The organism is Streptomyces sp. PTY087I2 (assembly GCF_001687325.1).
Taxonomy (GTDB): domain Bacteria; phylum Actinomycetota; class Actinomycetes; order Streptomycetales; family Streptomycetaceae; genus Streptomyces.
The window spans coordinates 126,037-150,541 of record NZ_LZRD01000008.1; the positions used below are offsets into that span (position 1 = coordinate 126,037).

21 protein-coding genes are annotated in these 24,505 nt (G+C 71.2%); 8 read left to right on the forward strand and 13 right to left on the reverse strand.

The window, feature by feature from the left end; genetic code table 11:
- Positions 1-118: 118 nt before the first annotated feature.
- Positions 119-652 (forward strand): hypothetical protein, encoded by a 534-nt coding sequence (locus A3Q37_RS10645; RefSeq protein WP_141693557.1) that lies wholly within the window; start codon positions 119-121, stop codon positions 650-652.
- A 71-nt stretch (positions 653-723) separates the two neighbouring features.
- Here A3Q37_RS10645 and A3Q37_RS10650 read toward each other — a convergent pair whose 3' ends face one another.
- Genes A3Q37_RS10650 through A3Q37_RS10665 form a run of 4 tightly spaced genes read right to left on the reverse strand, consistent with a single transcriptional unit; the run spans position 724 to position 5,601 of the window.
- Entirely contained in the window at positions 724-2,199 is a 1,476-nt protein-coding gene (locus A3Q37_RS10650; protein ID WP_065481352.1) for an ABC transporter ATP-binding protein, read from the reverse strand.
- Positions 2,196-3,038: an ABC transporter permease gene (locus tag A3Q37_RS10655; RefSeq protein ID WP_065481354.1), complete on the reverse strand. Its 843-nt coding sequence runs from the start codon at positions 3,036-3,038 to the stop codon at positions 2,196-2,198. Before A3Q37_RS10655 ends, A3Q37_RS10650 begins: the two co-directional genes overlap by 4 nt.
- Positions 3,035-4,045: an ABC transporter permease gene (locus A3Q37_RS10660; RefSeq protein ID WP_065481356.1), complete on the reverse strand. Its 1,011-nt coding sequence runs from the start codon at positions 4,043-4,045 to the stop codon at positions 3,035-3,037. The genes A3Q37_RS10655 and A3Q37_RS10660 overlap by 4 nt, the downstream gene beginning before the upstream one ends.
- Positions 4,042-5,601, reverse strand: coding sequence for an ABC transporter substrate-binding protein (locus A3Q37_RS10665; RefSeq protein ID WP_255311779.1), 1,560 nt, complete (start codon positions 5,599-5,601; stop codon positions 4,042-4,044). The genes A3Q37_RS10660 and A3Q37_RS10665 overlap by 4 nt, the downstream gene beginning before the upstream one ends.
- A gap of 380 nt (positions 5,602-5,981) precedes the next feature.
- Between A3Q37_RS10665 and A3Q37_RS10670 the strand changes: the two genes are divergently transcribed.
- From A3Q37_RS10670 to A3Q37_RS10690, 5 genes are read left to right on the forward strand one after another with little or no spacing between them, the layout of a single operon-like run.
- Complete coding sequence (locus tag A3Q37_RS10670; RefSeq protein ID WP_065481360.1) at positions 5,982-6,971, forward strand: TauD/TfdA family dioxygenase; 990 nt, start codon at positions 5,982-5,984, stop codon at positions 6,969-6,971.
- 50 nt (positions 6,972-7,021) lie between these two features.
- Positions 7,022-8,011, forward strand: a complete 990-nt coding sequence (locus A3Q37_RS10675) for an ornithine cyclodeaminase (RefSeq protein ID WP_065481362.1) — start codon at positions 7,022-7,024, stop codon at positions 8,009-8,011.
- On the forward strand, positions 8,002-9,342 hold the full coding sequence (locus A3Q37_RS10680; RefSeq protein WP_065481364.1) for an amino acid decarboxylase: 1,341 nt from the start codon (positions 8,002-8,004) through the stop codon (positions 9,340-9,342). The genes A3Q37_RS10675 and A3Q37_RS10680 overlap by 10 nt, the downstream gene beginning before the upstream one ends.
- Before the next feature lie 32 nt (positions 9,343-9,374).
- Positions 9,375-10,400, forward strand: a complete 1,026-nt coding sequence (locus tag A3Q37_RS10685) for a cysteine synthase family protein (RefSeq protein WP_065481366.1) — start codon at positions 9,375-9,377, stop codon at positions 10,398-10,400.
- Between the two features lie 7 nt (positions 10,401-10,407).
- Positions 10,408-11,808 carry an MATE family efflux transporter gene (locus A3Q37_RS10690; protein WP_065481372.1) on the forward strand — a complete coding sequence of 467 codons (1,401 nt, stop codon included), beginning with the start codon at positions 10,408-10,410 and terminating at the stop codon, positions 11,806-11,808.
- 97 nt (positions 11,809-11,905) lie between these two features.
- Here A3Q37_RS10690 and A3Q37_RS10695 read toward each other — a convergent pair whose 3' ends face one another.
- From A3Q37_RS10695 to A3Q37_RS10710, 4 genes are all read right to left on the reverse strand, one after another.
- Positions 11,906-12,907: a M56 family metallopeptidase gene (locus A3Q37_RS10695; protein WP_079137739.1), complete on the reverse strand. Its 1,002-nt coding sequence runs from the start codon at positions 12,905-12,907 to the stop codon at positions 11,906-11,908.
- The gene (locus A3Q37_RS10700) at positions 12,904-13,287 is read right to left on the reverse strand and encodes a BlaI/MecI/CopY family transcriptional regulator (protein ID WP_065481829.1); all 384 of its coding nucleotides are present in this window, start codon (positions 13,285-13,287) and stop codon (positions 12,904-12,906) included. The genes A3Q37_RS10695 and A3Q37_RS10700 overlap by 4 nt, the downstream gene beginning before the upstream one ends.
- Positions 13,288-13,721: 434 nt before the next feature.
- Positions 13,722-15,050: a class I SAM-dependent RNA methyltransferase gene (locus A3Q37_RS10705; protein ID WP_065481375.1), complete on the reverse strand. Its 1,329-nt coding sequence runs from the start codon at positions 15,048-15,050 to the stop codon at positions 13,722-13,724.
- Positions 15,051-15,153: 103 nt separating this feature from the next.
- Positions 15,154-17,202 carry an APC family permease gene (locus A3Q37_RS10710; RefSeq protein WP_065481380.1) on the reverse strand — a complete coding sequence of 683 codons (2,049 nt, stop codon included), beginning with the start codon at positions 17,200-17,202 and terminating at the stop codon, positions 15,154-15,156.
- Between the two features lie 322 nt (positions 17,203-17,524).
- Between A3Q37_RS10710 and A3Q37_RS10715 the strand changes: the two genes are divergently transcribed.
- The gene (locus A3Q37_RS10715) at positions 17,525-18,193 is read left to right on the forward strand and encodes a TrkA family potassium uptake protein (protein ID WP_065481384.1); all 669 of its coding nucleotides are present in this window, start codon (positions 17,525-17,527) and stop codon (positions 18,191-18,193) included.
- The gene (locus A3Q37_RS10720; protein ID WP_065481386.1) at positions 18,193-18,870 is read left to right on the forward strand and encodes a TrkA family potassium uptake protein; all 678 of its coding nucleotides are present in this window, start codon (positions 18,193-18,195) and stop codon (positions 18,868-18,870) included. Before A3Q37_RS10715 ends, A3Q37_RS10720 begins: the two co-directional genes overlap by 1 nt.
- A 71-nt stretch (positions 18,871-18,941) precedes the next feature.
- Here A3Q37_RS10720 and A3Q37_RS10725 read toward each other — a convergent pair whose 3' ends face one another.
- The 5 genes from A3Q37_RS10725 to A3Q37_RS10745 form a co-directional block, all read right to left on the reverse strand.
- Complete coding sequence (locus tag A3Q37_RS10725) at positions 18,942-19,730, reverse strand: DUF3159 domain-containing protein (RefSeq protein ID WP_065481389.1); 789 nt, start codon at positions 19,728-19,730, stop codon at positions 18,942-18,944.
- A 3-nt stretch (positions 19,731-19,733) separates the two neighbouring features.
- Entirely contained in the window at positions 19,734-20,159 is a 426-nt protein-coding gene (locus A3Q37_RS10730) for an OB-fold nucleic acid binding domain-containing protein (protein ID WP_175466131.1), read from the reverse strand.
- A 76-nt stretch (positions 20,160-20,235) separates the two neighbouring features.
- Positions 20,236-20,931, reverse strand: a complete 696-nt coding sequence (locus A3Q37_RS10735) for a response regulator (RefSeq protein ID WP_065481391.1) — start codon at positions 20,929-20,931, stop codon at positions 20,236-20,238.
- An 85-nt stretch (positions 20,932-21,016) separates the two neighbouring features.
- Positions 21,017-23,560, reverse strand: a complete 2,544-nt coding sequence (locus A3Q37_RS10740; protein WP_065481393.1) for a sensor histidine kinase KdpD — start codon at positions 23,558-23,560, stop codon at positions 21,017-21,019.
- Positions 23,561-23,742: 182 nt separating this feature from the next.
- Positions 23,743-24,477, reverse strand: a complete 735-nt coding sequence (locus A3Q37_RS10745) for an ABC transporter ATP-binding protein (RefSeq protein WP_065481395.1) — start codon at positions 24,475-24,477, stop codon at positions 23,743-23,745.
- Between the last annotated feature and the right edge of the window lie 28 nt (positions 24,478-24,505).

Genomic DNA, 24,505 nt, shown 5'->3' on the forward strand with positions numbered 1-24,505 from the left:
GGTCCCAAGGCTCCGGAGGGGCGGCAACGTGTACGAACCGGACGAGACCAGGCCGTCGGCGGAGCCCGGCTCGGTGGACGCGGCACGAGCGGTGGCCTGGCTCGGTGAGGGCCGAAGCGTGGAGGAGGTGCTGCAACAGGCCCTGACAGGCCCGGCCGACGAGCGGGACGTCACGCTCGCGCGGATGGGTGACATCCTTCAGGCCACCGCGCAGGGACTCAGCCCCCGGGCCGCCGCCGTATGGGCAGGGGTTCCTGAGCCGGTCCTGCAAACGTGGATCGAGAAAGACCCAGCGTTCGCCGCGGCGTTCGCCGCGGCTCGGGCCCTGGCTTCCGCCCATGCCACGTGCCCCGGCAAGCAGCACACACCGGCGATGCTCCGGGCCATGCTGGTGGCCATGAGTACCGGTGCCACCATGCTCGATGCCCTCAAGCTGGCGGGATTCAGCGAGTACCGGTTCCGCCTGCTCTCCCGGTCCTCTCCCGTCCTCGAGTCGCTCCTGGCGGCGGCGCGAAGCGCCAGGCCGTCCCGGCGGAGTGTGTACGTCCCGGGCACGTACCGGCCGCGGCGCCCCGGCCGCAAGCCCCCACCGCAGGGCGGCTTCCGGCTGGTACGCCGAAGCACCTCTCGCGCCGAGCCGGAAGAGGACTGACCACGGTCACGGGACCATGGGAGCACTTGGCCGCCGGGAGGGCCGCTGCCGTGGAACTTCCGGACGGCCGGCTATGCGGGCGTCAGCCGGCCGACGGGACCGCCGGCGGTGACAGTGCCGTCCTCGACGAGGTGGAAGGTGTCGGTGTAGCGGGAGACGAGGTGGTGTTCGTGGGAGACGACGACGAGGGTCGTGCCGTGGACCTCGCGTATCCGGTCAAGGAGGTCCATGACGTCGGTGGCGGTCCGCGCATCGAGGGCGGAGGTGACCTCGTCGCACAGGAGTATGTCGGGGCCGGCGGCGAGGGCGCGGGCGATGGAGACGCGCTGGCGCTGGCCGCCGGACAATTCGCCGGGGTAGCGGTCGGCGTGGCCGGCGGTCAAGCCGACCTGGTCGAGCAGTTCGGCGATCCGGCCGGGTACCGCGCGCTTGGGCAGCGTGCTGTGCAGACGGAGGGGGCGGGCGAGCTGCTGAGCGATGGTGTGACGGGGGTTGAGGGTGTCGACGGGGTTCTGCGGGATCAGCTGAATGCGGCGCTGCTGTTCCCGGGTGCGGCGCCGGACGTCGGCGGCGACGGTCCGGCCGTCGAGCGTCACGTGTCCGGTGTGGGCCGGGTGCAGGCCGGCAAGGACGCGCAGCAGAGTGGACTTGCCGGATCCGGAGGGACCGACGACGGCGCAGGCGGTGCCGGGCAGCGCGGTGAGCGCGGCCCCGGACAGGACGGTGCGGCGGTCGCGACCCGTCCTGAAGTAGGCGTCGACCGCCGTAGCGGCCAGTCCGGCTTCGACCCCGGCAGCGGCGGGGCCCGTGTCCGGACCCGGTGGGGCGGCCATGGCCCTCGGGGTGGTTCTGCCGGGGGACTTGGGGGTGAGGCGGATGGTGTGGTCGGCGCAGTTCTCGGCGAGGTGCGAGTCGTGGGTGGCCAGGACGACGGCGAGGTCACGGTGGGCGGCGAGGTCCCGCAGCAGATGGGCGATCTCGTCGCGCAGCGCGGTGTCGAGCCCGGCGGTGGGTTCGTCGAGGAGGAGAATCCGGGGGCTCCGGGCGAGGGCGCGGGCAAGGGCGACACGGCGCTGCTGGCCTCCGGACAGGGCTGTGGGCCGCCTGTCGGCGATGCCGGTGTCAGTGGGCAGGCGGCATTCGGTGAGGAGGGCGTGAACGGTCTCCTCACCGGAGGAGGCGGCCAGTTCGGTGAGCAGACCCCGCACGGTCATGTGGGGGTTGAGTGCTGAGCCGGGGTCCTGTCCGACGTAGGCGACGGCTGTGCGGCGCAGGGTGCGCAGTTCGGCGTCGGGCAGTTCGTGCGGGGTGTGGCCGAGGACGTCCAGGGTGCCGGAGACCCGGGCGCCGGCCGGGAGGTGTCCGGCGAGGGCACGCAGGAGGGTGGTCTTGCCGCTGCCGGAGGCGCCCATGAGGGCGGTGATCTGTCCGGCCTTGATCCGGACGGTGGTCGCTGGCAGCAGAAGGGTGTTACTGAGTCGTATCTCCAGGGCGGAGGCGGTGATGAGCGACTGTGCCGTGTCGTCCGGTGGGGTGGGTGCGCTCATGTGCGGGACGCCGCCTTCGTGGTGGTGTCGGGGGCCAGGGTGTGGGTGACCACGGAGACAGTGATGGCCACGGCGGCGATGGCGAGGCTGGGGGCAAGGACGGCCCAGGGGTTGAGGAGGATGCCGGGGGCGTTCTCGCGGATCATGAGGGACCAGTCTGAGGCGGGCGGCTGGGGGCCGATCTGGAGGAAGCCGGCCATGGAGATGACGTAGACGGCCTCGACGAACCGGAGGCCGAACAGGGTCAGGACGGTGGAGCGGAGGTTGGGCAGGATCTCGTGCAGGGCTGTGTAGCGGGTGGACTCGCCGCGGGCGAGGGCCGCTTCGGCATATCCGGCGGTGGCAAGAGGGGAGGCTGCCGCGGAGACGACGCGGATCGCGTACGGGGCGCCGAGGACGATGGCGGCGGCGATGACAGCCAGGCGTCCGCCGCCGGGCCAGGCGAGCGCGATCAGCATGATGCCGAGCAGAGGCGGCAGGAGGATCGCGATGTCGGCGCCGCGTTCGACGGCCCGGCCGAGGGCCGGACGCAGGACGGCGACGCAGCCGATGAGAGCGGCGGCCGCGGTCGTGACGGTGGCGACGAGCAGGGCGCCGGCGACGAGGAGACCGCCGCCGTGCAGGACGCGGCTGAGAACGTCGCGGCCGAGCTGATCCCCACCGAGGATCGCTCCCTCTCCCGGCGCGGCAAAGGGCGCGGTGACGGGGGTGTCGAGGGCATGCGGTGCGAGAAGCGGCCCGATCGCGGCCAGAAGCAGCGGCAGCGCGGCGAAGGCCATGAGCACGGTCGTCTTCGCCCGCCGTGCGGTTCGAGGGGCCGCGGGGAGGGTCGCGGTCATGCGCGGGCTCCGAGGGTGGCGTGGCGGATGAGGTCGGCGGCCAGGAGCACGAGGCTGATGACGGCGCCGGCACAGATGACGACTCCGGCGATGAGCGGGGTGTCGCGGGCGGCGACGGCGCTGGCGAGGACGGTGCCGATACCGGGGTAGTTGAAAAGGGTCTCGACGACGACGGCTCCGCCGAAGAGCATGCCGGTGGACGTGGCGATGCCGGTGGCGATGGCCGGGACCGCGCCGGGCAGTTGGTGGCGCAGCAGCACTCGGTGGAGGGGTACCCCATCGAGGTGGGCTGCTTCCACGTGGGGGGCGGCGGCCTGGTCGGCGAGGGCTCCGCGGACGACGCGGGTGTTCCAGCCGGTCTGTGGGATGAGCAGGGCCAGGACCGGCATGATCAGCATGGTCCACGACGTGGGGCGGCCGTCGCCGCCGGTCACGGTGACGGCCGGGAGCCAGCCCGTCCACAGCGACAGCACCAGGAGCAGGGCCGCGGAGACGACGAACTCCGGGACGGCGAAGGCGGCGGTGGACACGTGGGAGATGAGTCGGTCGGCCATGCGGCCGGGACGGGCGGCGGCCCGACAGCCCAGTGCGAGGGACGAGATGACGGTGAGCGCGAAGGCGGTGAGCGCGAGAAGGAGGGTGTTGGGCAGCGGGTCGGCGAGGAGGTCGGTGACCTTCTGCCCGCGTGCGGAGGTGCCCAGGTCCCCGGTGGGCAGGGCGGACATCCAGTCGGCGAACCGCTCCCACACCGGCCGGTCCAGGCCGAGCAGGTGGCGGCGCTCGGCGAGGTCGGCGGCGCTCTCGCCGCGCTCGGCCGCGGCGCCGGCGGCGTCGCCGGGCAGGGCCTCGACTGCGGCGAACACCAGGGCGAGCAGGACGACGAGCATCAGCGCGCGCCGCCCGACCGCCGCCGCGATCCGCCGGGGGAGGTACGTGGCACGGCGCGGCACGGTGGCCGACCCCGCTCCGGGGGCGGCCACCGCACCGGTCTTGGCCGATCGGCTCAACTCAGCCACACGCCTTCGAGCTGGACCCGGCCGTAGCCGGCGAGCCCGGGCAGGTTCTGAACCTTGGCGGCGGCGAGGTCGATGCCGTCGGCCATGCCCCACAGCAGGTAGCCCGAGCGGTCGTGCTCGATCTGCTGGAGCTCCTTCAGGGCTGCGGCACGTCGGCCGGCGTCGGCGGTGCCGATGACCTTGCGGTAGGAGGCGTCGAAGCCCGGGTCGTTCCAGCCGGCCTCGTTCTGTCCGGCCTCGCTGACCATGGTCTTGGACGCGAAGAAGACCACGGAGTCGTTGGTGCCCCAGTAGGTGGTGTAGAAGTCGCCGCTCTTCCAGGTCTTCTCCCAGAAGGCGCCGGACTCCTGCTTGACGACCTTGATCCTGATGCCGGCTTCGCGGGCCTGGTTGGCGAAGAGGGTGGCGGAGTCGGCGAGGCCGGAGATGTCCTCGGTGGTGACGAGTTCGTAGGTCTTCGACAGGTCGAAGCCCGCGTCGGCCAGGAGTTGCCCGGCCCTGGCCAGGTCGCGCTTGCGCTGGGGTATGTCCTTGGCGAAGGCGGGGTCGCCGGTGCCGAGGATGTCGTTGGCGACGGTGCCGTAACCGGACAGGACCTGCTTGACCATCGCGTCACGGTCGACGACCAGGCGCATCGCCTCGCGGACCCGCTCGTCGGCGAAGGGGCTGCCCTTGGCGGTCCGCATGACGATCGGCATCGCCATGTCGTCGGGGCGGCGCAGGACCTGGATGTCCTTGCGGGTCTCGGCGGTGCGGGCGGCGACGGCGCCGGCGTTGGAGGCGAGGTCGATCTGTCCGGCGAGGAGGGCGTTCGCCATCGCCTGTGGGGTCTCGAACATGGTGACCTCGATGGCGTCGAGGTGCACGGTGCCGCCGTGCCACGTGTCGTTTCGGACCAGGCGGGCGTTGCCACCGCGGAACCAGTCCAGTTTGAACGGGCCCGTTCCGGGAGCCTTGTCGAGCTCGGAGTCCTTGGTGCCCTTCTTCATGATGAAGGTCGCGAAGCGGGTCAGCACGGGGAATTCGGCGTTGGCGTAGTCGGAGACCAGCACAACGGTGTCGGTGCCTTCGGCCGTGATGTTCTTCGCCTGGATGCCGGGAAGGCGGGCCGCTCCCGAGGGGGTGTTGCGCAGCCGCTGGAGCGACCAGACGACATCCTCGGCGGTGACCGGGGTCCCGTCGTGGAACACGGCTCCCTCGGCGATCTTGAACTTCCAGGTCCTGAGGTCTGCCGAGGACTCCCACGAAGCGGCAAGTCGCGGTGCGGTGTTGGTCTTGTCGCCGGGGGCAGTCAGGGTGTCGAAGGCCAGGGCGAGCACGAGGTAGTCGCTTTCGTTGGCCTGGGTGCCGTGCGGGTCGCGGGTGATCGCGCCGGCCCGGCCGAGGGCGCCCACCCGCAGGGTGCCTCCGGAACGGGGCTCGGCACCGTCCGCGGTGGGCGACGAGGACCCCTTGGAGCTCTCGCCACCACCACCGCAGGCCGCGAGAAGTCCCGCCGCTCCGATGCCGGTGCCGGCCCACAGCATCTGTCGTCTGGTGACGCCCACGTCAGGTCCTCGTCTCAGGTCGTACTCGGGGGTTGCTTAGGCTCACCTAACCGAAGTCGGCCAACCTGCGCAACCACCTCCACCCTGTCCCGGAACCCGCCCACGAACAGCAGGAGCGGAGTAAATTCCCTGGTCAGAAGCATATTTGACGCATCATCAGAATGCGTCGAGGGTGGCGAAAATTCGACTACGTTGATGTAGACGAAGTTCTCGATTAGGGTTGCCTTACCTGTTCGGCGGGGCTACTTTCCTGCTGTCCGACAGAGCCCCGAGACGCGCTGTTCCGACCCCCCTCCCCGCGTTCTTCCCACCGCTTTCGAGCCGGTGCGGCACCGCCGCACGTCCGCGCTCAGCTCCGCCCTGCCCCGGAAGGTGCCACCGTGCCCACCTGCCCTGCCCCCGTGCGCCCTCTCGACGCCACCACCGCCTGCGAGCTGACCACCGCAGCCGCCAAGCTCCTCGCCGAACACGGCTCCGCGACCTCCCCCGAGCTACTGGCCGCCCTGCCCGAAGCCTGCGCCCGGCTCGGTGACACGGTCCGCCAGGCGCTGCGCCCGGTCGACACCGCCGACGGCCTGTTCGTCCTGCGCGGCCTGCACCTCGACGACACCGGACTCGCGCCCACACCCGGACACTGGTCCACCGTCGGGGACGCCGGCGCGGTCTGGGACGTCGTCCTCCTGCTCGTATCGGCCCTGATGGGCACCCCGATCGCCTGGGACGGCCAGCAGGACGGCCGCTTCGTCCACAACATCGTCCCCTCGCCCGGCCACGAGAACGAGCAGACCGGCGCCTCCAGCAACGTGCTCCTCACCCCGCACACCGAGGACGCCTTCCACCCCGGCCGCGCCCACCTACTGCTGCTGGCCTGCATGCGCAACCACGACCACATCGCCACCACCGCCGCCAGCATCCGCCTCACCGCGCTGACGGACGAGGACGTCGAGCAGCTCAAGCGCCCGGTCGTACCGATCCTGCCCGACGACGCCTACGAGCAGGCCCAGCGGTTCGCCGGCCGGCCCGCTCCCGTCCCCACCCTGTTCGACGGCGGCGACGGCCTCACCCTGCGCTTCGACCCGGCCTACACCCCGCTCGACGACGCCGACGAGGCCTGGCGGGCGGCGTACGGGCGGCTGGAGGACGAACTGGCCCGTGTCTCGGTCGCGGTGAGCCTGGAGCCCGGCGACGTCCTGGTCGTCGACAACGACGTCGTCGTCCACGGCCGCGTCCCCTTCAAGGCCCGCTACGACGGTACCGACCGCTGGCTCAAGCGCGCCTCGGTCCGCGTCGAAGGCCGCCCGACCCGCCCGCTCGCCGAGCACGACGAGCACGGCTACGGCCAGGCCGCCCTCACCGCTTGGACCGACTGACCCGCCGCACGCCGCTCCGCCGCAACTCCACCACTTCGAAAGGGCCCCTCATGGACCGGGACGACACCACCCTGCGCGTACTGTCCACCTCCGACCTCGCCGGCCTGGACATCACCCTCGCCGACGTCGTCGACACCGTCGAACAGGCCTGTCGCACCCTCGCCGCAGGTCGGTCCGACAACCCGCGCAAGCTCACCGTCAAGCCCGCGGACGGCCACTCCGTCTCCTACGCCATGCTCGGCCGCGACGGCGCCCGCGAGGTCGTCGCCGTCAAGACCTCCTACAAGCACGGCCTCGGCGAGAGCCGCGACAAGCAGCACTACTACACGACCCTGACCATCTACGACGACGTCACCGGCCTGCCCGTCGCGATGATGGACTGCTCCCGCATCGGGTCCCTGCGCACGCCGGCCGTCTCCGCGCTGCTGGCCCGCGAGTGCGCCGCTCCCGGCGCGACCACCGCGCTCGTGATCGGCACCGGCACCCAGGGCCGCCTCGCCCTGCCGTTTCTGCTGACCACCTTGCCCGGGCTGAAGCGGCTGATGCTGTCGGGCAGCCACCCGGACGGCTTGACCGCCGTCCGTGCCGAGCTCGCCCGCCATTTCCCCGACCGCGACATCGAACTCGTCACCGACCTCACCCGCGCCGCCCGCGAGGCCGACGTCATCGTCGCCACCGCCGGAGCCCACACCTCGGCCGCCATCGAGGCCGAGAACCTCAAGCCCGGCGCCACCGCTATCCTCGTCGGCCACGGACTGGCCCCTTCCGTCCTCCACCGCGCCGACCGGGTCATCGCCACCAGCGAGGCCCAGATGCACGTCACCGGCACCGACATGGCCGACGCCGAGGGCAACTTCCCGCCCGTCGACCTGGAGCTGCCCGTCATCGTCTCCGGCGTCTCCAAGGCCCGTACCGCCCCCCAGCAGCGGATCTTCGCCTACAACAGCGGCCTCGTCGTCACCGACATCGCCCTCGGCCACCGCTTCGCCCAGCTGGCCGCCGAGCAGAACCTCGGGACCGAGGTGGCCCTGTGGCGCTGACCCTCCCCGTCCACCCCGACCCCCTCGCCGACCGGCTCCACACCAGCGGTCTGCTCGCCGAACTCGCCCACGGTCTCGGGGGGCCGTTCCACTACCTCCTGCCACACCGCTTCGACGCCAACCTGACCGCCTTTCGCGCCGCCCTCACCGATTCCGGCGTCGACGGGCGGGTCTACTACGCCAAAAAGGCCAACAAGGCCGGTGTGTTCACCGAACGGTGCGCCGCCCTGGGCGCCGGAGTCGACGTCGCCTCCCTCGGCGAGCTGAGCGCCGCCCTCGGCCACGGAGTCCGCGGCGAAGACCTCGTCGTCACCGGCCCGGCCAAGAACACCGAACTCCTGCGCGTCGCCGCCCAGCAGGGCGCGCTGATCGCCATCGACGCCCTCGGTGAACTCGACCGCGTCCTCACCCCGCGCGGGCACCGGCCGGCCCGCGTGCTGCTGCGTGTGCACCCCCGCTCCCAACCGGGCAGCCGCTTCGGACTCGGCGAGGAAGACCTCGACAAGGCCGTCCGCACCTGTGCCGAGGCCGGCGACCGGGTCCGCATGGAGGGCTTCTCCTTCCACCTGTCCGGCTACGAACCCCAGCAGCGCACCGACCTCGCAGGCGACCTGGTCGAGCTCTGTCTCAAAGCCCGCGCCCTCGGTCTCCAGGCCGATCGGATCAGCATCGGCGGCGGCTTCGCCGTCGACTATGTCCCCGCCGGCCCGTGGCAGAACTTCCTCGACCGTCAGCACCCCGACGACTACCACGCCGGAAAAGCCTTCACGAAGAGCGACTTCTACCCGTACCACTCCCCTGTCTCCGGCGCCCACGCCCTGGCCGCCGTGCTGGCCGCTCGTCCCGCAGGCCGAAAGGAAAGCCTCGCCGCCCGCCTGCGGCAGGCGGGTGTGATGCTGCTGCTCGAACCCGGACGCGCGCTGCTGGACCGGGCCGGATCCTCCGTCTTCACCGTCCAGGGCATCAAGGACCGGGACGGGTACGGCGTCGTCACCGTCGACGGCACCAGCCTGAGCCTGTCCGAGCAGTGGTTCAACAGCGAATACCTCCCCGACCCGCTGCTCCTGCCCGCCCGGCCCCGGACCGCCGGCCCGGAGCCGTACCGGGCGTGTGTCGGCGGAGCCAGCTGCCTCGACTCCGACCTGCTGACCTGGCGAAAGCTCGCCTTCCCCGTACAGCCTCACGAAGGCGACCTGCTCGTCTACCCGAACACGGCCGGCTACCAGATGGACTCCAACGAGTCTCCCTTCCACGAGCTGCCGCTGCCGCCGAAGGTCGTCATCGACCACCCCCACGACGACACCCGCCCCCGCTGGCGCCTCGACCGCTGACACCACCACACCTCACCCCGGAGCCGCCCACCATGACCGACGCCCTCACCCGGCCACCCGTGGTCACCCGCATCACCGATCTCATCGGTCGCACCCCCCTGTTCGAGCTCGCCCGTGCGGACAACGGCGCCCGGCTTCTGCTGAAGCTGGAAATGTTCAACCCCACCGGCAGCGCCAAGATCCGCATGGCCCGCCAGATGATCGACGACGCCGAGCAGCGCGGTGACCTCCGCGACGGCGGCCACATCATCGAGTCCACCTCCGGCAACACCGGCCTCGGCCTCGCCGTCGTCGCCGCCGAACGCGGCTACCGCTTCACCGCCGTCGTCGACAACCACGCCGCCGCCGACAAGCTCCGCGGCATGAAGGCCATGGGCACCGAACTCGTCCACGTCGACACCGACGGAGACGAACTCCACACCGCCGCCCGCGAAGAACTCGCCGAGGACATGGCCCGCGGCAAGGACAACACCTTTTTCACCGAGCAGCACAACAACCCCGGCAACGCCGTCGGCTACTACGACGTCGGCCGCGAGATAGCGCAGGCTCTCGACAACCAGGTCGACGTCCTCATCGGCGCCGTCGGCACCGGCGGCGGCCTGTGCGGCACCGCCCGCGAACTGAAGAAGACCGTCCCCGGCCTGACCGTCATCGGCGTCGAGCCCAAGGGCTCCATCGCCTTCGGCCCGCCCGCCCACGACTACTACCAGTCCGGCACCGGCACCCCCGAAGGCGCCACCATCGGCCTGCTCGTCGACTACGACCTCATCGACGAAGGCACCAAGGCCGGCGACATCGAAGCCTTCGCCACCGCCCGTGCCGTCGCCCGCCACTGCGGCCTGCTCATCGGCGGATCCGCCGGCGGCGTCGTCCACGAAGCCCTGGCCCGCCTGCCCCACCTCGCGCCCGACAGCGTGATGGTCGCCTTCATCAACGACGGCGGCGAGAAGTACATGGACACCGTCTTCAACGACGACTGGATGTCCGCCCGTGCCCTGCTCGACCCCGCCGTCGAGGCCGAGGTCGAGGAGACCCTCACCAAGCTCCGCAGGGACTGACATCCATATGCAACAGCTCGCCACCCTCGTCCGTGACGGCAGGGCCTTGGCCGCCCTCGCGGTCCCGCTCACCCTCACCCAGCTCGCCCAGGTCGCGCTGACCACCACAGACACGATCATGATGGGCCTGCTCGGCACCACTGAGCTCGCCGCCGGCGGCCTCGCCATCGTCATCTTCAACCAGATCCGCACGATGGGCGTCGGCCTGATCACCTCCGTCGGCAACCAGATCGCCGCCGCTGCCGCCCGCGCCGAGAGGGCGGGCGCAGCCGGGACCGAGGACGAGGCGCAGGACGAAGTGCGCGGCATCGTCCGTGCCGGCCTGGCCGTCGCCACCCTCGCCGGCCTCGTCGGCGCCCTCATCATGATCGCGATCGGCCACCTGCTGAGCTGGCTCGGGCAGGACGCCGCCGTCGTCGGCCTGACCCGGACGATGATCTACGCGCTCGCCCCCGGACTGCTTCCCTGCCTGTGGTTCCAGGCGATACGCCAGTTCACCGTCGGCATGCGCCGCCCCCAGGCGCTGCTGCGGATCACCCTCGCCTCGATCGCCGTCAATGCCGCGCTGAACTGGATTCTCATCCACGGCACCTTCGGCCTGCCCCGCCTCGGGCTGACCGGCATCGGCATCACCACCTCCACCGTCCACCTGCTGTCCTGCATCGCCCTCTACCTCGCCGCCAAGAGGGACTCCGAACTCGCACCGTTCCTCACCCTCGACCCCCGCGCGGACACAGCCACCGTCAAGCGCCTGCTCGGCCTCGGCGTCCCCATCGCCGCCACCTACGGCTCCGAGGCCGGCTTCTTCTCCGTCACCGCCCTCATGGCCGGCTCCTTCGGCCCCGACGCGCTGGCCGCTCACACGGCGGTCAACCAACTCGTCTACATCGTCTTTCAGGTCGCCGTGGGCCTCTCCCACGCCGCGTCGATCAACGTCAGCCGCGAACTCGCCCTCGGCGACCACGACGCCGCCCGCCGCATCAAGAACACTGCCCTGGCCTGCGCCGCGGCAGTCATGACCCTCGTCGGCATCGTGTACCTCACGCTGCCCCGCCTCGTCCTGGCGCCCTTCCTCGACACCGGGTCCGGCCAAGCCCTCAGCATCGCCACACACCTGCTGATCGTCACCGCGTTCTTGCAGTTCTTCGACTGCACCCAGAACATCGGCGTCGGCCTCCTGCGCGGCCTCGACGACACCAGGAGCGGCTTCCGCATCACCCTCATCGGCTACTGGGCCATCGGCCTGCCCGCCACCTGGCTCCTGGCCTACGCCCTCGGCCTCGACACCCTTGGCATCTGGCTCGGCCTCCTCACCGGCCTCGCCACCACCGCCCTGCTCCTCCTCCGCCGCTACAACGCCGCTCTCACCGCAGCCGCCCGGACACAGCCCGCCCCAGCCACAGCCTGACCCCGGCCGCGTCCCTCCCCGCGGCGGGGACGCACAACGACGAAGGCCCCTCACCGACCGCATCGAACGGAACAGGAAGGGGCCTTCGCCACGACACTCACCCCGTGCCGGAACCCATCAGATCCTCCAGCGTGCCCCACAGCCCCGAACACCCCGACGACGTCCCAAGAAGCTGCCGCGACGCATACTCCACGTACTCGTGCAGCCCGTAGGCCAACCAGAGCGACCCGACCGCCACCGCCGCCACGAGCACCGCCATCGCCAGGGCACCCGCCCGGCGCACACCCCCCTGGGGCGCGACCGGTTCCGGCAGAAGCAACGCCTGCACCCGCTGGGGAACCGGCCCGCTCGTCGCCGACAGCAGCGGATAGCCGTCCGCCCGGGTCCCCGAGGGCCCCTTCAACGCCGCCCGCGCTATCGCGGCCGCAGCGGTCTTCCGGTTTCCGACGACGGCCGCAGCATCCTCATCGGCCCACCGCTCCAGGTGGAACCCCAGCGCACCGCGCAACCTCCCGATCGCGGGATGCACCATGGCCGCAAGGTCCACGGCGGCCGACAGCAGATGATGCCGACCGGCCAGGTGAGCGCGCTCATGAGCCACCAGCACATCGCGCTCGCCCGGCTTCAGCGCCCGCGCCATCCCGGCGGTCATCACCACCCGGCCCTCGCGGCCCCGGTACGCCGGCAGCGCGAACGCGTCCACATCCGCCCCAGGCACCAACAGAAGATCGCCGTCCGCGGTGCTCCCCTCAGTGGCCAGCCAGGCCCTCTTCAGCAACGAACGATGCCTGCCCCACTGCCGCACCAGCAGCACGAGCTGCGCCAGCATGGCCGCGCCCGCGGCGCCGGCGAACGGCACCGCAGCAGGCCACTCCGCCAGCACCCGGCTGACAGGCAAGTGCTCCAGCGAGGCCAGAAAGGGCACGTGGAACAGGCCGACCAGGGCCGAGATCGTGCCGCCGGCCAGCAGCAGAGCGGCAGCCGTCAACGACCAGCAGGCCCACCGAGGCGGCAGCACTGCGGCCAGGCGCCCGGCGACGGCCGCACCAGCCCAGGGAAGGGCCAGCAGCAACATCACCAGAACCAGGACGATCGTCATTCCGAATCATCCTCGGCTTCAAGCAGCAGACGACGCAGCGTCTCCTCGTCATCAGCAGAAAGCGACGACACGAACCGCTTCAACACCAGATCACGCTGGGGGTCGTTCTCCAGCTCCCGCCGCATTCGTCCGGCCGTCAGACCTGCTGAGTCATCCACCGGTGCGTACGCGAATCCGCGCTTGGCCGGAACCCTGCGCAAGGTGCCCTTCTCGAACAAGCGGCCCAGGATAGTGGCCGTCGTCGTCCTGGCCAGCCCCCGGTCGAGTGCGGCGTTCACTTCCTGGGCAGTCATCGGGCTCCCCGACTCCCACAACACAGCCAGCACCTCGGCCACGAGCTCGCCATGAGGACGTCTCTCATCCCCGCCCTTGTCGGCCATGTCCACTCCAACCTCATGCTGCCCGGTGCGCGGGTGCCGCGACTGCCGCCCACCGTGAAAACCCGGCCCGTCCGTACCCAGGTATGAAATCACGGGGCAGCGGATCGGGTACGTGACCGGATACGCCCCGGACGCCCACCTCGATCACCCCTTGACCTGTGTCCCGTTCGCCCGTTCGCATTGACTCCGCATCAGGAAAACGAGACCGGAGACCGGAAACAAGCAGACGAGTCAAGCCGCTGTCGAACTGCAACCCGAGTCGTGAGCAACCGAGTTGGGGATCCGATGCCAGTGGTGCTGCCTAGCGTGGACGGGCGCCGGGGTCTGCCGGCCCTGCTCTCCACCGTGAGGACCCTGCACCATGCCCCGCGTCCGTGCGCACCGCCGCGCGGACGGCACCGGCATCCGCAGCCACCACTGGGTTCTACCGCAGGTCAGGCCCCCTTCGAGACCGGCTCCAGAATCGCCACACACTCCACATGATGCGTCATAGGAAACAGATCGAACGCCCGCAGCGTCCGCACCCGGTACCCGCCCTCCCGGAAGTACGCCAGGTCCCGTGCCAGGGCCGCCGGGTCGCAGGCCACGTAGGCGATCCTGCGGGCGCCCAGGCCCGACAGGTGCTTGACGACCTGCTTGCCGGCGCCCGCGCGTGGCGGGTCCAGGACGATCAGGTCGCATTCCGTGATGCCCGTGCGGGGCAGGACCTGGTCGACCTTGCCGTGTTCGATGCGGACCCGGTCCAGGTCCTTCAGGTTGTGGCGGGCGTCCTCGACCGCGCGCTTGCCGGACTCGATGCCGAGGACCGCGCCCTTCTCGCCGAGGCGCTGGCCGATGGCGCCGGCGAAGAGGCCGACGCCGCAGTAGAGGTCGAGGGCCGTGTCGTTCTTGCGGGGCAGCAGGCCCTGCATGACCGCGCGGACCAGGGTGTTGGCCGCCTGCGGGTGGACCTGCCAGAAGCCGCCGGAGCCGACGCGGTACGTGCGGTCGTCGGCGCGTTCGCGGACGAAGGCGCGGCCGTGGACGCGGTGGACGCCGCCGTCCTTCTCGTCGACGCGCAGCACGGAGACCGGCTTGTCCAGCTCGACCAGGGGGAGGCGGCCGCCGGGCTTCGGGGTGAGGATGACCTGGCGGTCGTTCGAGCCGGTGGCGGTGATCGCCTCCACCGCGGCGATCTGCGGCCATTCGCGCTTCTCGACGCCGAGTTCGGAGACCCCGGGCGCGGCGATCAGGCAGTGGTCGACCGGCTGGACGTCGTGCGAGCGGTGCTTGCGCAGGCCCACGCGGCCCTCGGCGTCGATGGCGTACTGGACGCGCGTGCGCCAGGCCGGCACCTCGCCCGCGGGCAGCTTGTCGCCCTCGGCCGGCATCACCGTGCCGTCCCAGCCCGCCTCCTCGGGGGTCAGGCCCGCCAGGCGCCGGAGCTGCTCGGCGATCACCTCGCCCTTCAGGCGGCGCTGCGCGCCCGGCTTCGCGTGCTGCCAGTCGCAGCCGCCGCACTTGCCGGGGCCCGCGTAGGGGCAGGGCGCCTCGACCCGGTCCTTGGACGGTTCGAGGATGCGTACCGCGTCGGCCCGCAGGAAGCGCGAGTCCGTGTCGCCGTCCGTCACCTTGGCGATGATCTTCTCGCCGGGGAGCGTGTGGCGGACGAAGAGCACCTGGTTCTCGGCGGTGCGGGCGATGCAGTGGCCGCCGTGTGCGACGGGCCCGACCTCGACCTCGTACTCCTCCCCGACCAGCGACGACGTGGGTTCGTTCTGCATGAGGGGAGGCTCCAGGGAGAAGGGGGCAAACGGTCGGGCCCGCGGCCGGACGACAGCCCACCAGTCTACGCGGGCGGGCTCGGGGTACTGACCACGACCGGTCTCACCCCTTGCGGTTCGGATCCTTGTGCCCCCGCTCCACCGGCCCCCGCCGCACCGAACCCGGAGCGCTCCAGTCCGCGCGCCTGCGGGCCCGCTGCTTCGCCGCCTCCGAGGACTGGAGCTGGTACGGGACCGAGGTCACCATGACCCCCGGTGTGAAGAGCAGCCGGCCCTTCAGGCGCAGGGCGCTCTGGTTGTGCAGCAGGTGCTCGTACCAGTGCCCGACCACGTACTCGGGGATGTAGACGCTGATCACGTCGCGCGGGCTCTGGCGGCGCAGGCCCTTGACGTACTCGATGACCGGGCGCGTCACCTCGCGGTAGGGCGAGTCGAGGATCTTGAGGGGGACGTTGATGGCGCGCCGCTCCCAGTCCTCGCGCAGTGCCTTCGTCTCCGCCGGGTCGACGCTGATGGAGAGCGCCTCCAGCCGGTCGGCGCGGACCAGCTGGGCGTAGGCGAGGGCGCGCAGCGTGGGGCGGTGGAGCTTGGAGACGAGGACGATGGCGTGGACGCGGGAGGGGCGCACGCTCTCGTCGGCGGGGGTCTCGTCGGCGGCGATCTCGGCGGCGACCCGGTCGTAGTGCTTCCGGATCGCGGTCATCGTGCCGTAGAAGATGACCATGCCGAGCAGGGCCACCCACGCGCCGTGGGTGAACTTGGTGGCGAGGACGATCACCAGGACGACGCCGCAGAAGAAGGCGCCGAAGGCGTTGATGGCGCGGGAGCGGACCATGTGGCGGCGCCTGGCCTGGTCCCGTTCGTCGGCCAGCAGGCGGTTCCAGTGCCGCACCATGCCGGTCTGGCTGAGGGTGAAGGAGACGAACACCCCGACGATGTAGAGCTGGATCAGGTGCGTGGTGTCGGCGCCGTAGATCCAGACGAGCAGGATCGCGGCGCCCGCCAGCAGCACGATGCCGTTGGAGAAGGCGAGGCGGTCGCCGCGGGTGTGGAGCTGGCGCGGCAGGTAGCGGTCCTGGGCCAGGATCGAGCCGAGCAGTGGGAAGCCGTTGTACGCGGTGTTCGCGGCGAGGAAGAGGACCAGCGCGGTGGCGGTCGCGAGGACCATGAAGAGGAAGGAGCCGTGGCCGAAGACCGCCTCGGCGACCTGGGCGATGACCGGGTCCTGGGTGAAGTCCGCGCCGACCGGGACGCCGTCGCGGATCAGGTCGACGGCGGGGTTCTCGGCCATCTTGACGTCGGTGACCAGGGCCAGGCCGATGATGCCGCAGAACATGGTGACGGCGAGCAGGCCCATCAGGGCGAGGGTCGTCGCGGCGTTCCGGCTCTTCGGCTTCCGGAACGCGGGCACCCCGTTGCTGATCGCCTCGACGCCGGTGAGGGCGGCGCAGCCGGAGGAGAAGGCCCGCAGGAGCAGGAAGACCAGCGCGAATCCGGCCAGTCCCTCGTGTTCGGGCTTGATCTCGAAGTCGGAGGTGGGGGCGTGCATCGTGTCGCCGAGGACCAGTCCGCGGAAGGCGCCCCACAGGATCATCAGCAAGACGCCGGCCACGAAGAGATAGGTGGGGATGGCGAAGAGCTTTCCGGACTCCTTCACTCCGCGCAGGTTCATCAGAGTCAGAAGGACGATGGCGCCGATGGCGCAGAGCGTCTTGTGCTCGATGACGAACGGGATCGCGGAGCCGAGGTTCTCGACGCCCGAGGAGATCGACACGGCGACGGTGAGGACGTAGTCGACGAGGAGGGCGCTGGCGACGGTCAGTCCGGCCTTCGGGCCGAGGTTGGTGGTGGCGACCTCGTAGTCGCCGCCGCCGCTCGGGTAGGCGCGGACGTTCTGCCGGTAGGAGGCGACGACCGTGAACATGAGGACGACGACCGCGGCGGCGATCCAGGGGCTGAAGTGGTACGCCGACACGCCCGCGATGGACAGTACGAGGAGGACTTCTCCGGGTGCGTACGCCACCGAGGACAACGGGTCGGACGCGAAGATGGGCAGCGCGATGCGCTTGGGGAGCAGGGTCTCCCCGAGCTTGTCGCTGCGCAGCGCCCGGCCGATCAGGATCCGTTTGGGCAGGTCGGTCAGTTTGGACACGCTGAGGATCGTAAGCGGAGCCCGTGGCCGGAAAGGACGCCCTTTCGACGTGGCCCCGCAATCTCCTGCGGTCGGAGGAGAACGCCGCTCGATTCTTTAACGCAATCCTTGCGCCGGTTCTCGCTGTTTTGCTTTTCCTTTACTGGAGTGCGTGAGGATGCGGGCACTCGGATGAGGGAGTGACTTCCCCGGCGCTTAAGCTCGTCCTCGGGCCACACCGCGGGTGTGTGCCCCGTTGTTTGCCCAGCAAGCCGAGAGAGAAGTGTGAGCAGCGTGTTTTCGCAGGTCAGCCGGATGACCAGGACGGCGGGGTAGGCGCACAGTGCACATCGTCATCATGGGCTGCGGGCGCGTCGGTGCCGCTCTCGCACAGACCCTGGAACAGCAGGGGCACACCGTCGCGGTGATCGACCAGGACCCGACGGCGTTCCGTCGTCTCGGGTCCGGATTCGGCGGTCGCCGGGTCACCGGGGTCGGTTTCGACCAGGACACCCTCCGCGAGGCGGGCATCGAGGACGCCGGGGCGTTCGCCGCGGTCAGCAGCGGCGACAACTCCAACATCATCGCGGCCCGGGTGGCCCGCGAGATGTTCTCCATCGAGAACGTCGCGGCGCGGATCTACGACCCCAAACGCGCCGAGGTCTACCAGCGCCTCGGCATCCCCACCGTGGCGACGGTGCGCTGGACGGCGGACCAGATGCTGCGGCGGCTGCTGCCGTCGGGCGCGGAACCGCTGTGGCGCGATCCGAGCGGAGGCGTGCAGCTCGCCGAGGTGCACACGACGCCGTCCTGGATCGGCCACAAGATCAGCACGCTCCAGGAGGAGACGGGGGTCCGGGTGGCCTTCCTCACCCGGTTGGGCGAGGCCATACTGCCGACCTCGCAGACCGTTCTCCAGGAAGGCGACCTGGTCCACGTGATGATGCGTACGGACGAGATCGCCCAGGTCGAAGAGGCCTTCGCCCAGGGTCCCGAGGAGGACGGTCACTGATGCGTGTGTCGATTGCCGGGGCGGGCGCGGTGGGTCGTTCCATCGCCGCCGAGCTGCTGGAGAACGGGCACGAGGTGCTGCTGATCGACAAGGCGCCGACCGCCATTTCGGTGGAGCGGGTCCCGATGGCCGAGTGGCTGCTCGCGGACGCCTGCGAGATCACGTCGCTGGACGAGGCGGCGTTGCAGCGGTGCAACGTGGTGATCGCCGCGACCGGGGACGACAAGGTGAACCTGGTCGTCTCGCTGCTCGCCAAGACCGAGTACGGCGTGCCGCGCGTGGTGGCCCGGGTGAACAACCCGAAGAACGAGTGGCTGTTCAACGAGTCCTGGGGCGTGGACGTCGCCGTCTCGACGCCGCGTCTGATGTCGGCCCTGGTCGAGGAGGCGGTGAGCGTCGGCGATCTGGTCCGGCTGCTGCGCTTCAGCCACGGCGACGCCAACCTGGTGGAGCTGACCCTGCCGCCGGAGTCGGCGCTGGCCGGCATCCGCGTCGGGGACGTGGCCTGGCCCACGGACACCTCGCTGGTGACGATCATCCGGGGTACGCGGGTGCTGACGCCGAGCCCCGAGGAGTCCCTGGAGGCCGGGGACGAGCTGCTGTTCGTGGCCGCCCAGGCGCGCGAGGAGCAGTTGGAGGACCTGCTGTCGGTACGGCGGAGTCCTGAGGACGGCTGATCTCGCGCAGAACGACGGAAGGGGCCCGGGACCGCTGAGCGGTTCCGGGCCCCTTCCGTGCGGTGTGCGGGTCAGGCCTCCGGGTCGCGGGGGGCGGCAGCCGCGGCCTTGCGCTCCTTCTCCGCCTGTTCCTCGGCCTCCATCTCGGCGAAGACGTTGATCGGCGGCGGCGCCTTCGCGAGGAAGATCCAGGTCAGGTAGACCGCGAGCAGGAACGGCGGGATCTTCAGCGCGATGAGCACCCAGCCGAACTGGGTGGTGTCGGCCCACCAGTAGAGCGGGAAGAGGATCGCGCACTTGGCCAGCAGGATGAGGCCCCAGGCGTAACTGGCCTTGGTGTACGCCTTTTTACGGCCCGGGTTACGGGTCCGCCAGGAGAGGTTCTCCTTGAAGACCGGGCCGAGGATCAGGCCGATCAGCGGCACCCCCGCGGCCGCGCTGGCGAGGTAGGCGATCGACAGGCCCAGCGTGTAGAGCATGCCCGGCAGGTAGAAGTCCTTGGCCTCGCCCGTCATCTTCGCGAAGAAGATACCGAAGGCCACCCCGAAGACGCCGCTGAAGGCGTGCTTGACGGTGTCCCGGCGGATCAGCCGGACGACGACGAGGGCCAGGGACACCGCCAGGGCCGCGATGGCCGAGGCGTTCAGATTCTTGTTGATGGTGAAGATCGTGACGAAGAGCAGCCCGGGGAGGACTGTCTCCACCATGCCGCGCACACCGCCGAAGGCCTCGAAGAGGGCGGCCTCGGTGACGGCCTTCGACTCGGCGTCCTGCTGGGCCGCATGCCTCCCGCCGGTGCGCTGCGGGTCGGTGCGGTGGGGCTGGTCCGTGTCGGACGTCGGCTTGTCGAGAGACGTCACCGGCTACTCCTTGCCGAGCGGTCGGAGTTCGTATGTGGGGTTGAACAGCACCCGGCGGCCGTGGCTCATGGCGACCCGCCCCGAGGCGATGATCCTGCGGCCGGGCTCTATGCCGACGATGGAGCGACGGCCGAGCCAGACCACGTCCAGCGGCTCGGTGCCGTCGAAGAGCTCCGCCTCCAGGGCGGGCACTCCGGCCCGCGGGCGGAGGGTGACGGTCCGCAACGTACCAGCCACCTTCACGATCTGCCGGTCGGAGCACTCGGAGATCCGGGTGCACCCGGTGGCCTGCGCGTCCTCCCGCAGCTCCTGGGACTCCAGGTCCTCCTGGGAGCTGGAGAGCCGGTCGAGCATACGGCGGAAGCGCCCGGAAGGCTTCGCCGCCTTCCCGGCCTTCCCGGCTTTCTCGGATCGGGGAACAGCACTCATACCCGAAGGGTACCGGTCCTGCGCGCGGCACACGCAGGTCCGCGATGATCACTCGAAAGGGTGAGCAGGTACGGGGTCATCCTCGCTCGAACCGGTACCCCATGCCCGGTTCGGTGACGAAGTGGCGGGGGTGCGAGGGGTCCGCCTCCAGCTTGCGGCGCAGCTGGGCCATGTAGACGCGCAGATAGTTGGTCTCGGTGCCGTAGGAGGGGCCCCAGACCTCCTGGAGGAGCTGTTTCTGGCCGACCAGGCGGCCGGCGTTGCGGACGAGGACCTCCAGCAGGTGCCATTCGGTGGGGGTGAGGCGTACGTCGCGGCCGGCGCGGTGCACCTTCTTCGCCGCCAGGTCGACGGTGAACCCGGCGGTCTCGACGACGGCGACGTCCTCGGTGCCGCCGTCCTGGCCGACGGGTTCGGCCCGGCGGACCGAGGCGCGCAGCCGGGCCAGCAGCTCGTCCATGCCGAACGGTTTGGTGACGTAGTCGTCGGCCCCGGCGTCCAGCGCCTCCACCTTCTCGTCGGAGGTCTGGCGCGCGGAGAGGACGAGGATCGGGACCCGGGTCCAGCCGCGCAGGCCCCTGATCACCTCGACCCCGTCCATGTCGGGCAGCCCGAGGTCGAGGAGGACGATGTCGGGGTGGCGGGCGGCGGCGAGCTGGAGGGCGGTCGCCCCGTCGGGCGCGGCGTCGACCTCGTACTGGCGGGCCTTCAGGTTGATCACGAGGGCGCGGACGATCTGCGGCTCGTCGTCGACCACAAGCACCCTGGTCATCGCGGACCTGCCTTTCTGCTGAACGGGCTGTACGGGGAGGGGGTGGGGAGTACGTCGGGGCGGGCGGGGTACGCCCGGGGACTGGTCACGAGGTGACCTGGGCGGGCAGCTCGGGGCCGGCCCGGTCCCCACCCGGCGCCGCGGCCAGCGTCAGGACCATGGTGAGCCCGCCGCCCGGGGTGTCCTCGGCGTCCAGCGTGCCGCCCATGGCCTCGGCGAAGCCCCGGGAGACGGCGAGGCCGAGCCCCACTCCGGCGCCGCGCGGGGCGTCCCCGTACCGCTGGAAGGGCTCGAAGATGCGTTCCTTGGCATCGTCGGGGACGCCCCGGCCCCGGTCCACCACCCGCAGCTCGACCCGGCCGCCGAGTGCGCTGGCGGCCACGGCGACGGGCTCCCGGCCCGGGTGGTACTTGACGGCGTTCTCGACGATGTTGGCGACGACCCGCTCCAGGAGCCCGGGGTCGACGGCGACCATCGGCAGCGTCTCGGGGATGTCGAGGTCGACGCTGCCCTCCGGGACGCCGCCGAGCGCCATGGGGACCACCTCGTCGAGGTCGATCTCGCGGATCAGGGGGGTCACGGTGCCGGTCTGGAGGCGGGACATGTCCAGCAGGTTGCCGACGAGGTGGTCCAGCCGGTCGGCGCCGTCCTCGATGCCTTCCAGCAGCTCCGCCTCGTCCTCGTCGGACCAGGCGACGTCGTCGGAGCGCAGCGAGCTGACGGCGGCCTTGATGGCGGCGAGCGGGGTGCGCAGGTCGTGGCTGACGGCGGCGAGCAGGGCGGTCCTGATCCGGTTGCCCTCGGCGAGTCTGCGGGCCTGCTCGGCCTCCCCGACCAGGCGCTGGCGGTCCAGGACGACGGCGGCCTGGGCGGCGAACGCGCCGAGCACCCGGCGGTCCTCGGCGGGGAGCACCCGGCCGGAGAGCGCGAGGGCCAGGTTGTCGCCGACCGGCATGTCCACATCCGCGTCGTCGGGGCGGGTGACCGGGGCCGGTCCGACGGATCCGGCGCAGGTCCACGGCTCCACGTCGCTGCTGCGCTCCAGCAGGGCGACGGACTCCATGGCGAAGGTCTCGCGGACCCGCTCCAGCAGGGCGTCCAGGGCGGTCTCGCCGCGCAGCACGCTGCCGGCGAGGAAGGAGAGGATCTCCGACTCGGCGCGCAGCCGGGCGGCCTGGTGGGTGCGCCGGGCCGCGAGGTCGACCACGGAGGAGACCGCCACCGCCACCGCGAAGAAGACCACGATGGCGACGAGGTTCTCCGGGTCCTGGACGGTCAGGGTGCGGGTCGGCGGGGTGAACCAGTAGTTCAGCAGCAGGCAGCCGACGGCCGCCGAGGCCAGCGCGGGTCTCAGCCCGCCGAGCAGGGCGGCGGCCACCGTCAGGAAGAGGAAGAGCAGGACGTCGTTGGCGAGGCCGGGGGCGTCCTCCATGAAGCGCAGGACCACCGCGAGCAGGAGGGGTCCTGCGACGCCGACGAGCCAGCCCCAGATGATCCGGGCGCGGCCGAGCCGGGCGCCGCGGGCGATGGGCAGGCCACGCCCCTTGGCGACCTCCTCGTGGGTGACGATGTGGACGTCGAGGTCGGGTCCGGACTCGCGGGCGACGGTCGCGCCGACCCCGGGGCCGTAGATGTACTGCCAGGCCTTGCGGCGGCTGGAGCCCAGCACGATCTGGGTGGCGTTGACGCCGCGGGCGAACTCCAGCAGGGCGGCCGGTATGTCGTCGCCGATGACGTGGTGGAAGGTGCCGCCGAGGTCCTCGACCAGGGTCCGCTGGACGGTCAGCTCCTTCGGGGAGGCGGAGGTCAGGCCGTCGCTGCGGGCGATGTAGACGGCGAGGATCTCGCTGCCGGAGCCCTTGGCGGCCATCCGGGAGGCACGGCGGATGAGGGTGCGGCCCTCGGGCCCGCCGGTCAGCCCGACGACGATGCGTTCGCGGGCCTGCCAGGTGGTACGGATGTTGTGCTCGCCCCGGTACTGCTGGAGGTACTCGTCGACCCGGTCGGCGGTCCACAGCAGGGCCAGCTCGCGCAGGGCGGTGAGGTTGCCGGGGCGGAAGTAGTTCGAGAGGGCGGCGTCCATCCGGTCGGGCTGGTAGATGTTGCCGTGCGCCATCCGGCGGCGCAGCGCCTGGGGCGACATGTCGACCAGCTCGATCTGGTCGGCCCGGCGGACCACCTCGTCGGGGACGGTCTCGCGCTGCCGGACGCCGGTGATCGACTCGACGACGTCGCCGAGCGACTCCAGGTGCTGGATGTTGACCGTGGATATGACGTCGATCCCGGCCTTGAGCAGCTCTTCGACGTCCTGCCAGCGCTTGGCGTTGCGGGAGCCGGGGACGTTGGTGTGGGCCAGTTCGTCGACCAGGGCCACGGCCGGGGCGCGCTCCAGGACGGCGTCCACGTCCATCTCGGTCAGCGCGGCGCCCCGGTAGCTGATCTCGCTGCGGCGGACCTGCTCAAGACCGTGCAGCAGCACCTCGGTGCGCGGCCGGGCGTGGTGCTCCACGAAGGCCACCACGCAGTCGGTGCCGCGCTCGACCCTGCGGTGCGCCTCGGAGAGCATCGCGTACGTCTTGCCGACGCCCGGTGCCGCGCCCAGGTAGATCCGGAGTATGCCGCGTCCCATGGCCCCATTGTCTTCTTCCGTCCGGCCCTGTCGTACGGAGGGCCGGTGGCGCGCCCGGTGCGGCTGCCTCCCTCGACGCTACTCCGCCGTCGGCTGTGGTCCGGTCCCGGCCGTGCAGGTGAGAGGCGTATTGACGGAACTCTGATGCCCGTCGGGAGGGCCGGGAGGGCGGGGCCGGGGCCTCAGGCCTGTTCGACGATATGGCCGTCGCTCAGCTCCAGGACCCGGTCGGCGAGGCCCAGCAGCTGGGGGTCGTGGGTGGCGACGAGGGCGGTGACGTTCTCGCTGCGGACGACCGCGCGGAGCAGTTCCATCACGGCGAGCCCGGTCTCGGCGTCGAGCTGCCCGGTGGGCTCGTCGGCGATCAGGAGGGCGGGGCGGTTGGCCAGCGCGCGGGCGATGGCGACGCGCTGCTGCTGGCCTCCGGAGAGCTCACCGGGACGCTGCTCGGCGTGGTCGGCGAGGCCGACGAGGGAGAGCAGCAGGGCGACCCGCTCGTCTCGCTCCGCCGGATCGGCCCTGCGCAGCCGCAGCGGTACGCCGACGTTCTCGGCGGCGGTCAGGATCGGGATGAGGCCGAAGGACTGGAAGATGAAGCCGACCCGGTCCCGGCGCAGCTCCAGCAGCCCCTTCTCGCCGAGGTCCGCCAGCTCGGTGCCGTCGACGGTGATCCGGCCGCCGTCGGGGGTGTCCAGGCCGCCGACCAGGTTGAGCAGGGTGGTCTTGCCGGAGCCGGAGCGGCCCTTGAGCGCGACCAGCTCGCCGCGCGGGATCTCGAAGGAGACGCCGCGCAGGGCGTGCACGGCCGCCGCTCCGCTCCCGTACGAGCGGTGCAGGTCCTCGACCGTGACCATGGCGCTGCGGGCCGGGTCCTCGGCGAGGGCCGTGCCGGACTGCCCGCTGGTGCTCTCGGTCATGCTGCTCCCCCGTCGTACGTACATGGCC

What these genes read in the sequence shown, in the direction of transcription:
- A3Q37_RS10650 (WP_065481352.1), bottom strand. Translation starts at nt 2,199, where the DNA reads ATGAGCGCACCCACCCCACCGGACGACACGGCACAGTCGCTCATCACC.
- A3Q37_RS10655 (WP_065481354.1), bottom strand. Translation starts at nt 3,038, where the DNA reads ATGACCGCGACCCTCCCCGCGGCCCCTCGAACCGCACGGCGGGCGAAG.
- A3Q37_RS10675 (WP_065481362.1), top strand. Translation starts at nt 7,022, where the DNA reads ATGGACCGGGACGACACCACCCTGCGCGTACTGTCCACCTCCGACCTC.
- A3Q37_RS10685 (WP_065481366.1), top strand. Translation starts at nt 9,375, where the DNA reads ATGACCGACGCCCTCACCCGGCCACCCGTGGTCACCCGCATCACCGAT.
- A3Q37_RS10690 (WP_065481372.1), top strand. Translation starts at nt 10,408, where the DNA reads ATGCAACAGCTCGCCACCCTCGTCCGTGACGGCAGGGCCTTGGCCGCC.
- A3Q37_RS10695 (WP_079137739.1), bottom strand. Translation starts at nt 12,907, where the DNA reads ATGACGATCGTCCTGGTTCTGGTGATGTTGCTGCTGGCCCTTCCCTGG.
- A3Q37_RS10700 (WP_065481829.1), bottom strand. Translation starts at nt 13,287, where the DNA reads ATGGCCGACAAGGGCGGGGATGAGAGACGTCCTCATGGCGAGCTCGTG.
- A3Q37_RS10705 (WP_065481375.1), bottom strand. Translation starts at nt 15,050, where the DNA reads ATGCAGAACGAACCCACGTCGTCGCTGGTCGGGGAGGAGTACGAGGTC.
- A3Q37_RS10720 (WP_065481386.1), top strand. Translation starts at nt 18,193, where the DNA reads ATGCGTGTGTCGATTGCCGGGGCGGGCGCGGTGGGTCGTTCCATCGCC.
- A3Q37_RS10730 (WP_175466131.1), bottom strand. Translation starts at nt 20,159, where the DNA reads ATGAGTGCTGTTCCCCGATCCGAGAAAGCCGGGAAGGCCGGGAAGGCG.
- A3Q37_RS10735 (WP_065481391.1), bottom strand. Translation starts at nt 20,931, where the DNA reads ATGACCAGGGTGCTTGTGGTCGACGACGAGCCGCAGATCGTCCGCGCC.
- A3Q37_RS10740 (WP_065481393.1), bottom strand. Translation starts at nt 23,560, where the DNA reads ATGGGACGCGGCATACTCCGGATCTACCTGGGCGCGGCACCGGGCGTC.
- A3Q37_RS10745 (WP_065481395.1), bottom strand. Translation starts at nt 24,477, where the DNA reads ATGACCGAGAGCACCAGCGGGCAGTCCGGCACGGCCCTCGCCGAGGAC.